Annotated in this window: 12 protein-coding genes and 1 pseudogene; 4 read left to right on the top strand and 9 right to left on the bottom strand. The window is 63.8% G+C overall.

From position 1 onward, the window contains the following. Positions 1-63: 63 nt before the first annotated feature. The gene (locus IB261_RS06035; RefSeq protein ID WP_081517524.1) at positions 64-1,299 is read right to left on the bottom strand and encodes a type II and III secretion system protein family protein; all 1,236 of its coding nucleotides are present in this window, start codon (positions 1,297-1,299) and stop codon (positions 64-66) included. 15 nt (positions 1,300-1,314) lie between these two features. Continuing rightward, on the bottom strand, positions 1,315-2,235 hold the full coding sequence (gene cpaB, locus IB261_RS06030) for a Flp pilus assembly protein CpaB (protein WP_192381650.1): 921 nt from the start codon (positions 2,233-2,235) through the stop codon (positions 1,315-1,317). A gap of 376 nt (positions 2,236-2,611) precedes the next feature. Between cpaB and IB261_RS06025 the strand changes: the two genes are divergently transcribed. The 4 genes and pseudogenes from IB261_RS06025 to IB261_RS06010 all read left to right on the top strand — a co-directional run bounded on the left by IB261_RS06025 (position 2,612) and on the right by IB261_RS06010 (position 7,177). Further along, entirely contained in the window at positions 2,612-2,806 is a 195-nt protein-coding gene (locus tag IB261_RS06025; protein ID WP_138212932.1) for a Flp family type IVb pilin, read from the top strand. A 144-nt stretch (positions 2,807-2,950) separates the two neighbouring features. Further along, positions 2,951-3,943: pseudogene (locus tag IB261_RS06020) on the top strand (cache domain-containing protein); the annotation flags it as partial. A 138-nt stretch (positions 3,944-4,081) separates the two neighbouring features. Next, entirely contained in the window at positions 4,082-4,846 is a 765-nt protein-coding gene (locus IB261_RS06015; protein ID WP_371318965.1) for a methyl-accepting chemotaxis protein, read from the top strand. Between the two features lie 441 nt (positions 4,847-5,287). After that, the gene (locus IB261_RS06010; RefSeq protein ID WP_192381648.1) at positions 5,288-7,177 is read left to right on the top strand and encodes a methyl-accepting chemotaxis protein; all 1,890 of its coding nucleotides are present in this window, start codon (positions 5,288-5,290) and stop codon (positions 7,175-7,177) included. 156 nt (positions 7,178-7,333) lie between these two features. Here the strand turns inward: IB261_RS06010 and IB261_RS06005 are convergent, their stop codons facing one another. From IB261_RS06005 to IB261_RS05975, 7 genes are all read right to left on the bottom strand, one after another. Then, entirely contained in the window at positions 7,334-8,818 is a 1,485-nt protein-coding gene (locus tag IB261_RS06005; protein ID WP_192381647.1) for a helicase HerA-like domain-containing protein, read from the bottom strand. A gap of 95 nt (positions 8,819-8,913) precedes the next feature. Further along, a complete protein-coding gene (gene pncB / locus IB261_RS06000; RefSeq protein ID WP_192209908.1) occupies positions 8,914-10,113 on the bottom strand; it encodes a nicotinate phosphoribosyltransferase in 1,200 nt (399 codons plus the stop codon). Between the two features lie 90 nt (positions 10,114-10,203). After that, positions 10,204-10,428, bottom strand: a complete 225-nt coding sequence (locus IB261_RS05995) for a hypothetical protein (RefSeq protein WP_081517518.1) — start codon at positions 10,426-10,428, stop codon at positions 10,204-10,206. Continuing rightward, positions 10,425-11,129 (bottom strand): lipopolysaccharide kinase InaA family protein, encoded by a 705-nt coding sequence (locus IB261_RS05990; RefSeq protein ID WP_081517517.1) that lies wholly within the window; start codon positions 11,127-11,129, stop codon positions 10,425-10,427. Before IB261_RS05990 ends, IB261_RS05995 begins: the two co-directional genes overlap by 4 nt. 3 nt (positions 11,130-11,132) lie before the next feature. After that, the gene (locus IB261_RS05985) at positions 11,133-11,804 is read right to left on the bottom strand and encodes a class I SAM-dependent methyltransferase (RefSeq protein ID WP_192289925.1); all 672 of its coding nucleotides are present in this window, start codon (positions 11,802-11,804) and stop codon (positions 11,133-11,135) included. Between the two features lie 82 nt (positions 11,805-11,886). After that, complete coding sequence (locus IB261_RS05980; RefSeq protein ID WP_081517515.1) at positions 11,887-13,161, bottom strand: sensor histidine kinase; 1,275 nt, start codon at positions 13,159-13,161, stop codon at positions 11,887-11,889. Next, positions 13,151-13,834, bottom strand: coding sequence for a response regulator transcription factor (locus IB261_RS05975; RefSeq protein WP_192381646.1), 684 nt, complete (start codon positions 13,832-13,834; stop codon positions 13,151-13,153). The genes IB261_RS05980 and IB261_RS05975 overlap by 11 nt, the downstream gene beginning before the upstream one ends. Positions 13,835-13,878 lie beyond the last annotated feature (44 nt).

The raw sequence follows: 13,878 nt of genomic DNA, 5'->3' as shown, positions 1-13,878 counted from the left end.
CCGTGCTCCCTTGCTTTGCCTTGCCTCCCGCTCTCTGGCGGGTCAACGCTTCGTAGGTATCCATCAGTGCGACATCCCGCTGCTGGCCTTGCGCTTGTCGAAGCGGCCGTCCTCGAGGAAGTAGAACTCGCCAAAGCCCGGGTCGTAGTCGCGCAGGCCTTCGCCAGGAAGCTTGGGCAGCGCGGCATTGACGGCCAGCGGCTGTACCAGGTGCGGGGTGACGATCATCAGCAGTTCACGGTCGTCCTTGTCCAGGTTCGAAGATCGGAACAACGCGCCGATCACCGGGATGCTGCCGAGGAAGGGGAACTTGTCGATATTGCTGATGGTGCTGCTGCTGATCAGTCCGCTGATCACGAAGCTCTCGCCGTCGGCGAGCATCACGCTGGTATCGGTGCGCCGCACAGTCAGCGCGGGCACGGCGATGTCGTTGGTGCGGATGCCGCTGGAGAAGTCCAGCTCGCTGACTTCCGGGGCGACCTTCAGGGCGATGCGCTTGTCGTTCATCACCGTCGGGGTCAGGGTCAGACGCACGCCGAACTCCTTGTACTCGATGGTGATGGTGTCTTTGTCGCCATTGGGCACGGGGATCGGGAACTCGCCGCCGGCCAGGAACGATGCCGTCTGCCCGCTGGTGGCCACCAGGCTGGGCCGCGCCAGGGTGTAGGCGAAGCCACTGCCTTCCAGGGCATTGATGAAGCCCAGCCACTTGCTGCTGCCGCCACCCCAGATGATGTTGAAGCCGCCATTGGCACTGCCGAAGGTCCCGCCGTCCAGAATCCCTCGGGGGTTGACCGTTACGCCACTCAGGCTACCGGGTGAGCCCAGCACGAAGGTGTTGGAGCCCTGGCGAATCAGCGAGGTACTGGCCTGCTTGAGCTTGCTGCGACTGACTTCCACAAAGCGGATATCGGTCTGCACCTGGTTAGGCAGGCTGCCGGCGCCAACGCCGGTTGCACCCGCCACGTCGCCTACGGCGCGCGCACCGACGCGCACCACAGTGCGCATCGGCTGGTCGCTGCAGGCGGTCCAGATCAGCAGGCTGGTGAGGCCTTCGGCCTTGCCGGTGACGAGGAAGTCGCGCTTGTCCAGCACCTGCACGTCGGCGATGTTCGGATCGCCGATGGCCAGGCGCTTGATCGGCACCGGCAGTTGCTGGTCACGCTGGGCGCCCTGCTCGACGTCGAGATTCAGTTGCTGGTCGGCGAAGCCTGCGCAGGCGCTCGGTACGGCCTGCGCCGCGGAGTGAACGGCACAGGCCAGCAGGGCAACCAGGGGAAGGATGAAGCGCTTGGACATCGATGCACTCCTTGCTCAATGTGCTTCACGGGTAACGGTGGTGCCTCGGTAGACCACCACGCCGGCGTCGACATGCGGCGCGGAAACCTGGCGCACGGCGGGGGCCGGCGCCTGGCGCGGCTTGCCGATGAGTTGTTCGAGGGTGATCGGCTGGCTGGAAGCGGAGCCGAGGGAGGCCTGGATATAGCGGCCCTGCTGCTCCTTCTCGTAGAGGTTCTCGTCCTTGCTGCGCACTGCCAGGCGCAGGGAGCCGGCCTGACTGGCGAGCATCAGGCGCGAGGCAGCTTCGGCGGGCACTGCCAGCACGGCAGTGCGCGGCGGTTTGGGTGTCTTGTCCTTGGGATCGCCGGCGTTGCGCGCCTGGCCGTCGGTGGAAACGGCGATCTGCTCGCCGTAGGTCAGCACCCGAACGCCGGGCAGCACCACCTGGGCGCTGAGGCTGCGCTCGGTGCTCTGCTGGTCCTGGACGAAGAGCATGACGTCGACGTAATCGCCGGGGAGCACGAAGCCGCCGCCACCGATGACCTCATCCACGGCAATCGCCATGGCGCGCTCGTCCGGCCGGATGGTACGAGCCAGAGGGCCGCCCGGTTCGGTCACGGCGGACGTAAGGATATTGCCCGCTGGAACGGCGACCCAGACGCGCTGGCCGATCACGGCTTCGGGCTTGGGGAAGCTGCCGGCGGGAGCGGTTCGCAGCATTTCCACGCTGACATCGTCCTTGCCGATCACCGCCAGGGGAGGCAAGTCACGGGCAGCCACCACCACGGCGGTGCGCTGCAGCTTGTCGGCTTCGGCCATTGCCGCCGGCGCCACCTCCTGCACCACGCCGGCAACCGGCGCGGCCGGTTTGCCGACCTTGAGTCCGAGATACCCCACCACACCGGCGCACACCAGCAACAGCCCGGCGAATACCATCAGCACCTTGCTATTCATGACCACATCCTTGGGCGATCTCGGAAATGCGGACCGGAGGGTCCGCGGCCTTGTCGTAAGAAGTCCGTTACCGGCAGCACCGGAGTTTGTCCTTCAGACCTTTATTGTTGTTTCGGCCAGGCGAGGAAGTTCGATAAGAACCATTCCTCATAATCAGTTTTCAGTTGTGCCATGGCTGAATCTAGTAGCTGTGTTTAGAGCGTCAACCACGCCGGTTAAATTTACGACCTGCAATTATTTATATGCCGAGAGGGTTATAACTTTGGTATTAGCGCTATTTGAACAATTGCATTCAGCCATACGACGCCTAGCCTGACGATGAAGTCGGGGCGCCGCCCCGGTGGTATTCGAGGGAGCACCCGCGATGGAACTGAAAATAAAAAACCTGTCCCTGAAACTGTTCTGCATGGCCAAGGCATTCGCGGCTGACAAGGAAGGGGCGACAGCGATTGAATATGCGGTGATCGCGGGCCTGATCTCGGTGGTAGTTATCACCGGCGCCGCGCTGATCGGTACCGACCTGGGTGCGATCATGACCACCATCCAGACTGAAGTTGCAAAAGCGAAATAACAGTAACTCCTGAATCACCCTATTCATAAGTTCCCGCGCCCTGCGCGGGAACTTGTTTTTCTGCCCTCGAATTTCTTCTAAAGATCATCACGCCCCTGCCGATACAACCTGCTCAAACCCGTTTTACAGCAGGATGCTTTACCGATGCTTCGTTCGCTGTCCTTCTCCAGGAAGATCCTCCTGGCAGCCTCCCTCGTGGTCACCTTCGCCTTCGCCTGTTTCATCTTCTTCAACGATCTGCGCCAGCGCGAGGCCATCCACTCCGACACCGAATCCTACCTCTCCGAGGTCGGCAGCCTGACCGCCAGCAACATCCACAGCTGGCTGGAAGGTCGCATCCAACTGGTGGAAGCGGAAGCGGCGCAACTGGCCGACGACGAGCCGACGCCCGAACGCATCCAGCACGTGCTGGAGCAGCAGGTGTTCCAGAAGAACTTCGAATCGGTCTACCTCGGTGAGGCCGCCAGCGGCGTGTTCACCATGCGCCCCTATGCGCCGATGCCCGACGGCTACGACCCGCGCACCCGCGGCTGGTACAAGGACGCCGTGGCCGCTGGCCGGCTGATCGTCACCGAGCCCTTCCTCGATGCCGGCACCAACGAGCAGATTCTCGCCATGTCCATGCCGGTCATGCGCAACGGCCAGCTGGTCGGCGTGGCCGCCGGCGACATGAAGCTGGAAACCATCACCGCGATCATCAACTCGCTGAAGTTCGATGGCGACGGCTATGCCTTCCTGGTCAGCGATGCCGGCAAGATCCTCCTGCATCCGGACAGCAGCCTGATCTTCAAGAGCCTGGGCGAGGTCTACCAGCAGGGCGCACCCAAGGTGCAGCCGGGCGTGCAGGAAGTCAGCATCAACGGCGAGGATCAGCTGGTCTCCATGACGCCGGTGAAAGGCCTGCCGGGCGTGACCTGGTACGTCGCACTGGTGCTCAACAAGGATTCTGCCTATGCGATGCTCAGCGACTTCCGCAACACCGCCATCGTCGCCACTGTCATCGCCATCGTCGCCATCCTGTTCCTGCTCGGCATGCTGATCCGCGTGCTGATGGCGCCGCTGACCGACATGGGCCGCGCCATGCAGGACATCGCCCAGGGCGAAGGCGACCTGACCAAGCGCCTGAAGGTCGCCAGCAACGACGAATTCGGCGTGCTGGCCAACGCCTTCAACCGCTTCGTCGAACGTATCCACGAATCGATCCGCGAAGTGGCCTCCACTGCACGCAACCTGCATGACGTCTCGCAGCTGGTGGTGAATGCCTCCAACTCCTCGATGAGCAACTCCGACGAGCAGGCCAACCGCACCAACAGCGTGGCCGCGGCGATCAACGAACTGGGCGCCGCCGCCCAGGAAATCGCCCGCAACGCCGCCGATGCCTCGCACCACGCTACCGACGCTTCGCACCAGGCCGGTGACGGTCGCCAGGTGGTCGAGCAGACCATCAGCGCGATGAACCTGCTGTCCGACAAGATCAGCTCCGCCTGCGCCAACATCGAAGCGCTGAACAGCCGCACGGTGAACATCGGGCAGATCCTCGAAGTGATCAAGGGCATCTCCGAGCAGACCAACCTGCTCGCCCTGAACGCCGCCATCGAGGCCGCCCGCGCCGGTGAAGCCGGCCGTGGCTTCGCCGTCGTAGCGGACGAAGTGCGCAACCTGGCCCACCGCGCCCAGGAGTCCGCGCAGGAAATCCAGAAGATGATCGAGGAGCTGCAGGTCGGCGCCCGCGAAGCCGTGGACACCATGACCGAGAGCCAGCGCTACAGCCTGGAGAGCGTGGAGATCGCCAACCGCGCGGGCGAGCGCCTGGCCAGCGTGACCCATCGCATCGGCGAGATCGACTCGATGAACCAGTCGGTCGCCACCGCCACCGAGGAACAGACCGCCGTAGTCGACTCGCTGAACATGGATATCACCGAGATCAACACCCTGAACCAGGAAGGTGTGGAGAACCTGCAGGCCACCCTGCGCGCCTGCGCCGACCTGGAGAACCAGGCCGGCCGCCTGCGTCATCTGGTGGACAGCTTCCGCATCTGATCGCCGCAGCCAATAAAAAAGGCGCCTTCGGGCGCCTTTTTTTGTTCGCGAGCATCCCCTGTTCTCTGGTTTCGGCTCCGCGTCGACCTGTAGGAGCGAGCCATGCTCGCGATTGCGGGCATGGCCCGCTCCCACAGGTAAATGCCGACCCTGTATCACCCATGAAACACCCGCCACAGAGCCGCCCCTACCGTTCGTCCGACTCCCTCAAGCTTCCACCGGGCACGCCGAAATCAAGGGTGAAGGCCTTTGATACCAACCAACAAACCGGGCCTGTCGTCACCGCCGGCACAAGGGAGTTCCGGCCAAGCCCGCACGGTTATCCGCCGCGCCGGCGCCGTCCGTTTCACACCACGGGGACGGACGTTCTACGGCGACACCGGATCTGTCGCCCGGACCAACGCCGCTCAGGCATCCCACTACCTCCGGACTCGACGCAGCATGATCAAGAGCCTGAAATTCAGCCATAAGATCCTCCTGGCCGCCTCTCTTGTTGTTTTCTCGGCATTCGCCCTCTTCACCCTCTACAACGACTACCTGCAGCGCAATGCGATCCGCGAGGACCTCGAGGATTACCTGCGGGAGATGGGCGACGTCAGCGCCAGCAACATCCAGAACTGGCTGAGCGGCCGCCTGCTGCTGATCGAAAGCACAGCCCAGACCCTCGCCCGCGACAGCTCGCCCGAGCACCTGACCGGCCTGCTGGAGCAGGACACCCTGCGCAAGACCTTCAACTTCACCTACCTGGGCCAGGAAGACGGCACCTTCAGCATGCGCCCCAACAGCGCCATGCCTGACGGTTACGACCCGCGCACCCGCCCCTGGTACAAGGATGCCGTCGCGGCCGGCGGCACCACGCTGACCGAACCCTACATCGACGCAGCCACCCAGCAACTGATCATGACCGTCGCCACCCCCGCGCGCGCCGGCGGCAAGACCCTGGGCGTGGTCGGCGGCGACCTAGGCCTGCAGACCCTGGTGGAGATCATCAACTCGCTGGACTTCAGTGGTATGGGCTACGCCTTCCTGGTCAGCGGCGACGGCAAGATCCTCGTGCACCCGGACAAGAACCAGATCATGAAGACGCTGGCGGACGTCTACCCGCAGAACACGCCGAAGATCGGCAGCGGCTTCAGCGAGGCCGAACTCAACGGCCACGAACGCATCCTCAGCTTCACCCAGGTGAAGGGACTGCCGTCGGTGAACTGGTACATCGGCCTGTCCATCGACAAGGACGCCGCCTACTCCATGCTGAGCAAGTTCCGCGCCTCGGCCATCGTCGCTGCCGCGATTGCCATCGTCGCCATCCTGCTCCTGCTGGGCATGCTGATCCGCGTGTTGATGCAGCCGCTGACCACCATGGGCCGCGCCATGCAGGACATCGCCCAGGGCGAAGGCGACCTGACCAAGCGCCTGAAGGTCGCCAGCAACGACGAGTTCGGCGTGCTGGGCAATGCCTTCAACCGCTTCGTCGAACGTATCCACGAATCGATCCGCGAAGTGGCCTCCACCGCACGCCAGCTGCACGACGTCTCGCAGCTGGTGGTGAATGCCTCCAACTCGTCCATGAGCAACTCCGACGAGCAATCCAACCGCACCAACAGCGTCGCCGCAGCGATCAACCAGTTGGGCGCCGCCGCCCAGGAAATCGCGCGCAACGCCGCCGATGCCTCGCACCACGCCACCGACGCCTCGCACCAGGCCGGTGACGGGCGTCAGGTGGTCGAGCAGACCATCAGCGCAATGAACCTGCTGTCGGACAAGATCAGCTCCGCCTGCGCCAACATCGAAGCGCTGAACAGCCGCACGGTGAACATCGGGCAGATTCTGGAGGTGATCAAGGGCATCTCCGAGCAGACCAACCTGCTGGCCCTGAACGCCGCCATCGAGGCCGCCCGCGCCGGTGAAGCCGGCCGTGGCTTCGCCGTGGTGGCGGACGAGGTGCGCAACCTGGCACACCGCGCCCAGGAGTCGGCGCAGCAGATCCAGAAGATGATCGAAGAACTGCAGGTCGGCGCCCGCGAAGCCGTGGACACCATGACCGAAAGCCAGCGCTACAGCCTGGAAAGCGTGGAAATCGCCAACCGCGCCGGCGAGCGCCTGGCCAGCGTCACCCACCGCATCGGCGAGATCGACTCGATGAACCAGTCGGTGGCCACTGCGACCGAGGAGCAGACCGCCGTGGTCGACTCGCTGAACATGGACATCACCGAGATCAACACCCTGAACCAGGAAGGCGTGGAAAACCTCCAGGCCACCCTGCGCGCCTGCGCTGACCTGGAGAACCAGGCTGGCCGCCTGCGCCATCTGGTGGACAGCTTCCGCATCTGATTCCGGCGGAGACGAAAAGGCGCCTTGCGGCGCCTTTTTTGTTCGCGAGCACAGAGTCCACCGCCAACAGGGGGACGTAGGGCGCATAACCCGGAACGGGTTATCCGCCGATGCCACAACGGCGGGTAACGCTGGCGCGTTATCCGCCCTACGATCTTATCTTCGCTTGCTACCGCCCAGCAGCGCGCCCATCAACCCGCGCACCAGTTGCCGGCCGATCTGGTTCGCCGCCTGGCGCACCACTGTCTTGCTGACCTGGCTGGCCAGAGAACCCAGAATCTCGCCGGCCATGTCACCGAAATCGGTGCCGCTGCCCTTCTCTTCCTTCTGCTCGGTCGGTGCCATCTTGTTGTCGGCGCGGCCGGTCAGCTTCTCGTAGGCGGACTCGCGGTCGATCGGCTGGTCGTAGCGACCGGCCAGCGGCGAACGGCGGATGACATCGGCGCGCTCGGCATCGGTCAGCGGGCCGATGCGCGACTGCGGAGGCGCTACGGCCACGCGCTGGACCATCGCGGGCGTGCCCTTCTCCTCCAGCGTACCGACCAGCGCCTCGCCGATGCCCAGCTCGGTGAGCACCTTCAAGGTGTCGAAAGCCGGGTTGGGCCGGAAGCCGTCGGCCACCGCGCGCAGGGATTTCTGTTCCTTGGCGGTGAAAGCGCGCAGGCCGTGCTGGATGCGCAGGCCCAGTTGCGCCAGCACGTCGTCCGGCAAGTCGCCGGGCGACTGGGTAACGAAGTAGACACCCACGCCCTTGGAGCGGATCAGCCGCACCACCTGCTCCAGGCGATCCTGCAGGGCCTTGGGCGTGCCGTTGAACAGCAGGTGCGCCTCATCGAAGAACAGCGCGAGGATGGGCTTGTCCGCATCGCCGCGCTCGGGCAATTGCTCGAACAGTTCGGCCAGCAGCCAGAGCAGGAAGGTGGCGTAGACCTTGGGGGCGTCATGCACCAGCTTGCTGGCGTCCAGCAGGTGGATGCGGCCACGGCCGTCGGCCTCGGGACGCAGCAGGTCTTCCAGCTGCAACGCCGGCTCGCCGAAGAAGTCCTCGGCGCCCTGCTGCTCCAGCAGCGCCAGGCGCCGCAGCAGTGCCTGGGACGAGGCGCCGGTGAACAACGCACGGTCTTCGCCGAGGATGTCCGGGTTTTCCTTGAAGTGGTTAAGCAGCGCCTTGAGGTCTTTCAGGTCGAGCAACAGCAGGCCTTCGCGGTCGGCCACCTTGAACGCGGCGAACAGCGCCGCCTGCTGGCTCTCGGTCAGCTCAAGCAGGTTGGCCAGCAGCAGCGGGCCCATCTCCGACAGCGTGGTGCGCAGCGGATGACCGGTCTTCCCGGCCACGTCCCAGATGCTCACCGGGTAGGCCTGAGTCTTGTGGTTCAACCAGGGCATGCTGGCGATGCGTTCGGCCACCTTGCCCTGTGGGTTGCCCGCGGCGGCGATGCCGCACAGGTCACCCTTGATGTCAGCGGCGAACACCGCGATGCCGGCGTCGCTGAAGGATTCGGCGAGGTGCTGCAGCGTCACTGTCTTGCCGGTGCCGGTGGCGCCGGCGATCAGGCCGTGGCGGTTGGCGAGTTTCCAGGACTGGCCGACCGGCTGCCCGTCGGGCCCGGCGCCGATGATGAGTTCGTTGGTGGCTGACATCCGTTGTTCCCCTTCAGTGGACCTGTCGCGCCAGAGGGCCTGTCGCGTTGGCTGCTTGAGCAAGAGTGGCGCGTCCCGGCGCGCTGCGCAATCGGCTACCCCGGTACTTTGAAGACGTGCTTGAGGTAGTGCAGGAAGTTCTCGTCCTTGCACTGGGTCTTGCCCGGCGCATCGGAGATCTTCGCCACCGGGTGGCCGTTGCAGGCAGTCATCTTCAGCACGATGTTCATCGGCTGTACGCCCGGCACATCGCAGGTGAAATGGGTGCCAATGCCGAAACTGACGTCGATGCGATCGCGCAGCGCCCGGTAGATTTCCAGCGCACGCGGCAGGTTGAGCCCGTCGGAGAACACCAGGGTCTTGGTCAGCGGATCGATGCCCAGGTGCTCGTAATGCCGGATGGCCTTTTCCGCCCACTCCAGCGGATCGCCCGAGTCGTGGCGCAAGCCGTCGAAGAGCTTGGCGAAGTACAGGTCGAAGTCCGCCAGGAAGGCTTCCATGGTGATGCAATCGGTCAGCGCGATGCCCAACTGCCCGCGGTACTCGCGAACCCAGGCGTCCAGCGCGGCGGCCTGGCTGTCGATCAGCCGCGGGCCGAGCTGCTGGTGCGCCATCAGCCACTCGTGGGCCATGGTGCCCAGCGGCTTCACCCCCAACTCGCGCGCCAGATGGACGTTGCTGGTGCCGACGAAGTGGCCGGGGAAGCCATCGCGCAGGTCGCGTACCACCGCTTCCTGTACCGGATAGGAGAAGCGCCGGCGGGTGCCGAAGTCGGCCATCTTGAAGCCAGCCAGCTCTTCGGCGCTGGCCTCCTTGCGCAGCCAGTCGAACTTCTCCTGCAGGCGCTCGCGGACCATCGTCAGCGTCGTGCCCGGATGGCGGTGGCGGTTGCGCACTTCGCTGATGATCGCCAGCAGCGGCACCTCGAAGAGAATCACGTGCAGCCAGGGGCCTTTCAGGCGCAGGAACAGCTCATCGTTCTCCACACCCAGCTGCACATAGCTGGGGTTGAAGCGGAACAGGCCGAGGAAGCGGATGAAATCAGGCTTGAAGAACGGGATGCGCTCTAGGAAAGCGAGGTCCAGCGGTGCGAAGGAAAGCTCCGACAGCTGCTCGATCTGCTCGCGCAGCGGGTCGAGGTAGGCGCGCAGGTCCTCTTCGTTACGGCAGCGGAACTCCCACTCGACTTCGGCGTTGGGGTAGTTGTGCAGCACCGCCTGCATCATGCTCAGCTTGTAGAAGTCGGTATCCAGCAGGTTCTGCACGATCCGCCGGGAAAATGCGCTGTCGCTCATGCTCATCTCATTGCAGGCTTGAACCGGCAGTCTAAACCCGTCGCCCACAAAAAACCCCGCCTAGGCGGGGTTTTGAGTTGGAATCAGAAATCAGCGTGCTTTGCTCTGCGACATCCCGAACAGGAAAAGCAGCAGGTCGTCATCCGGACGGATGTCCTGTTGCTTGGCGCGCAGGTTGGGCGGCATCGGGCAGCTGTCCAGGCCGCCTTTTCCGGAAATGACCGAAGGCCCAGGCTCATGCCAGGCCGCCGCCGCCAGGGTCGCCACCCCGAGCGCGCCGATGAGGAGCAAACCTCGCGTAATTTCTAACTTCATGTCTGCAACCCTTTGATGGCGCTGCCAAACGCCGCTTGGTAACCATAGACAAAGGCCTGCCATTGCGCCTCTGTCCACGACGAGCGGCGTTTCACCTGGCGAAGATCGTGACGGGCAGCACGCTGAGCGCTGAAGCGCTGGCGGGCTTTTTCCATGTCAATCAGGGCCACTTCGATCTTCTCGCCATCCATCTTCACGAACACGTGCTTCAGGTAGAGGCAGCCATGCTGCCAACGGCCGGCGTTAAGCTTTGCAAGGGTACTACCGTAATGTTGCAGAATTCTTTGGTGCAGGGCTTCGCCCCAACGCTCCTGGTCGCCACGGGCGTAGCAGTCTTCCAGGCTGCTGAAACCGTCCAGGGACTCGGTGACCAGCAGGGCCTGCCACTCGCCGTCCACCTTGCGGCAGCCGGCGTAGACCAGGGTCGGCACTCGCACGCCCAGGGCTTCGGCGGCCTTGAGCGCATTGCGCTCACGGATGGCGGTGGGGTAGCCGAAGGGATGCAGCAGGTCGCGGTAGATGTGGCCCATCTGCTGCTTGCGATAGAGCATCCGGCCGTCGGAGGTCAGGACTCGCTGCACGCCGCTTTCGCCGCCGCGCCGACGGTTGGGTTCCTCGACCCATTTGCCGGGCACCTGGAGCCAACGGTCGATGGCGTTCTCACCGGAAATTTGCTGCAGCGACGCCAGATCAACGGCCATCCATCACTCCTTACGCAGAATGTAGACCCGCCACATGTGTACGAGCGGGACGAAATCAATGTGATCCTGGACCTTGAAACCAGCCTGGCGGAACTCCGCCTCGATGGTCTTGGCGGGAATCACGAAGCGGTTCTGGTAGGCGTGTTTCTTGCGATTCGACTCGGCGCGAGCACGTTTCCAGGACTTGAAGTTGCCATCGACCCACATCGACAGGATCACCGAATCGCGGGTTACGCGGTGAAATTCGCGCAACATCGTCAAACGATCGTCAGTTTCGCCGATATGGTGCATCAGGCGCATCGAGAAGATGCTATCGACGGCATTGTCGGGCAGATCAATGGCAAACGCGGAAGTCTGCAAAGGTCGGACGCGTTTTACAACCTCATTCGGTTGACCGGCGCAAGCCACGGCGATCATGTCCGGGGAATTGTCCGCCCCGATGATCACCCGGTTCTCCTTTTCGGCCAGCATCGGCCAGAAGCGTCCGGCACCGCACGGCAGGTCGAGAACCAGATTGGGCTGCCCCGCCAGCTTGAGTGCCTGACGGGCGACTTGGACATCGCGCCAGTGAGAAAGTTTCCGGGAGAGTCCGGCCTGGTGCTTGCGCAGGTAACGCTCTGCGTGCTGGCGGTCGTACTTTTGGGAGAACTCCAGGTCGACGGGTTTTTCAGTCATCGGATATTTACCTTTCCCGAATTCAGGGCGAACGATACGAACCAGCCTGTCACAGCCGGGTCATGCACTTGTGAAGTTTTTGTCAAACGACGGCTAGGCGAACTTCGAAGCGACAGCCATGGGGCTCGGCCGGACGCAGCGTGACGTCCCAGCCTTCGGAGGCGCAGATCCGCTTGACCAGCGACAACCCCAGCCCGAGCCCCTCACCACGCGGGTTCTGGCCGCGCACGAAGGGCTGGAAGACGCGCTCGCGCTGTTCTTCCGGGATGCCGGCGCCGGTGTCTTCGACCCAGAATCCGTTCGGTCCAAGTTGTAAGCGGATGCTGCCGCTTTCGGTGTAATGCATGGCATTGCGCAATAAATTGCTCATTACCGAGCGCAGGAAAGGCGCGTTGAATTGCCCGGGCATCTCCTGGCTGACGTTGTATTCCAGGGTCAGGCCCTTCGCTTCGATAGGGCCGCGCCACTGCGCAACCAACTCGTCGCCGATCGTCCGCAATCCGGCCTGGGACACGATAGCCATGTCCTTGCGCTGAGCCCGCGCCAGCATCAGGAAGGTCTGCACCAGATCGCGCATCTCTTCGCAGGCGCTGTTCATGCGCGCCAACTGAGCACGCGACCGCGGGGTGAGCCCCGGCTCTTCAGCCAGCAGCTCGCAACTGGTGGCGATCACCATCAGCGGTGTGCGCAATTCATGGCTGACGTCGCTGGTAAAGAGCTTCTCCCGGGTCAGCACATCATGCAGCCGCCCCATGGCGTAATCGAAGGCCGCCGCCAGCTCGCCCACCTCGTCGTTGGCGTAGTCAGGCGACATGGGCGGCGCCAGTTCCAGCAACTGGTCACGGTGGCGGACCTGGCGCGCCAAGCGCGATACAGGCTCCATGACCTTGCGCGCCAGCAGCCAGCCCAGCACTCCGGACAGGGCCAGGCTGAGCACATAACCGGTGACAACGGCGGCGTAGAGGATCTGCTCGCGCGCCTCGAAGTCGCTCTGGTCCTGCAGCAGGACGAAGCGGCGACCATCGACGTCGCGCGCCAGCGCGTGGAAGGACAACTCGCCGTCGAAGACTTCGTGGAAGCCTTCGTCCAACCGGCGCAGCGCCGGCGGCATGGCATAGACGCCCGCGCCATCACTGATGAAGAAGCGCATGCCCGGATCGAGTTTCGGAGCCTGGCCGTTCTCCAGGTCTTCATTGATGATGCGGTCCAGTTCACCGCCCAGGTCGCGGGAGATCAGGCGCTCTTCGACAATATGAACGACGCCGACGATTCCCACCGAAAACAGGCCGCCAACGGCGGCGGTCATGAGTACGAAGGCAAAGACAATCCGTCGGGAAAGGCTCTGCTTATACTCCATGCGCTTCCTCCGCCAGCTTGTAGCCGACGCCGTGCACCGTGTGCAGCAGGGAGAATGCGAAGGGCTTGTCGATCACCTGGCGCAGTTGGTGAACGTGGCTGCGCAGGCTGTCGCTATCAGGGCAGTCATCCCCCCAGACGGCTTCCTCGAGCACGTCGCGGCGCACCACGTGCGGGCTCTTCTGCATCAGCACCGCCAGCAATTTGAGGCCGATGGGGTTGAGCTTGAGCGGCTTGCCGGCACGGTTCACTTCGAGGGTGTCGAGGTTGTAGCTCAGGTCGGCGACCTGCAGCTCGCGCCGCCCGCCGCCCTGGCTGCGGCGCAGCACCGCTTCGATGCGGGCGGCCAACTCGGAGAGCGCGAAAGGCTTGAGGAGGTAATCGTCAGCGCCGGAACGGAAGCCCTGCAGGCGGTCGTCCAGCTGATCGCGGGCGGTAAGCATAATCACCGGGGTGTCGCGGCGCGCGTCTTCGCGCAGGCGGCGGCACAGGGTGAAACCATCCAGCCCCGGCAGCATCACGTCCAGCACGATCAGGTCGTAATGGGACGTCGCCGCTAGGTGCAATCCGGACAGGCCGTCCTGGGCGCAATCCACCGTGTAGCCTTTCAGGCCCAGGTAGTCGGCCATATTGGCCAGGATGTCCCGATTGTCTTCAACCAACAAAATGCGCATATGCTCTCCTCGAACGCAATGCACGTTAGCCTAACCAGCTTAAA

It is taken from the genome of Pseudomonas sp. PDM20, assembly GCF_014852575.3.
Taxonomy (GTDB): domain Bacteria; phylum Pseudomonadota; class Gammaproteobacteria; order Pseudomonadales; family Pseudomonadaceae; genus Pseudomonas.
This window is presented reverse-complemented; position numbering and strand designations above follow the sequence as displayed.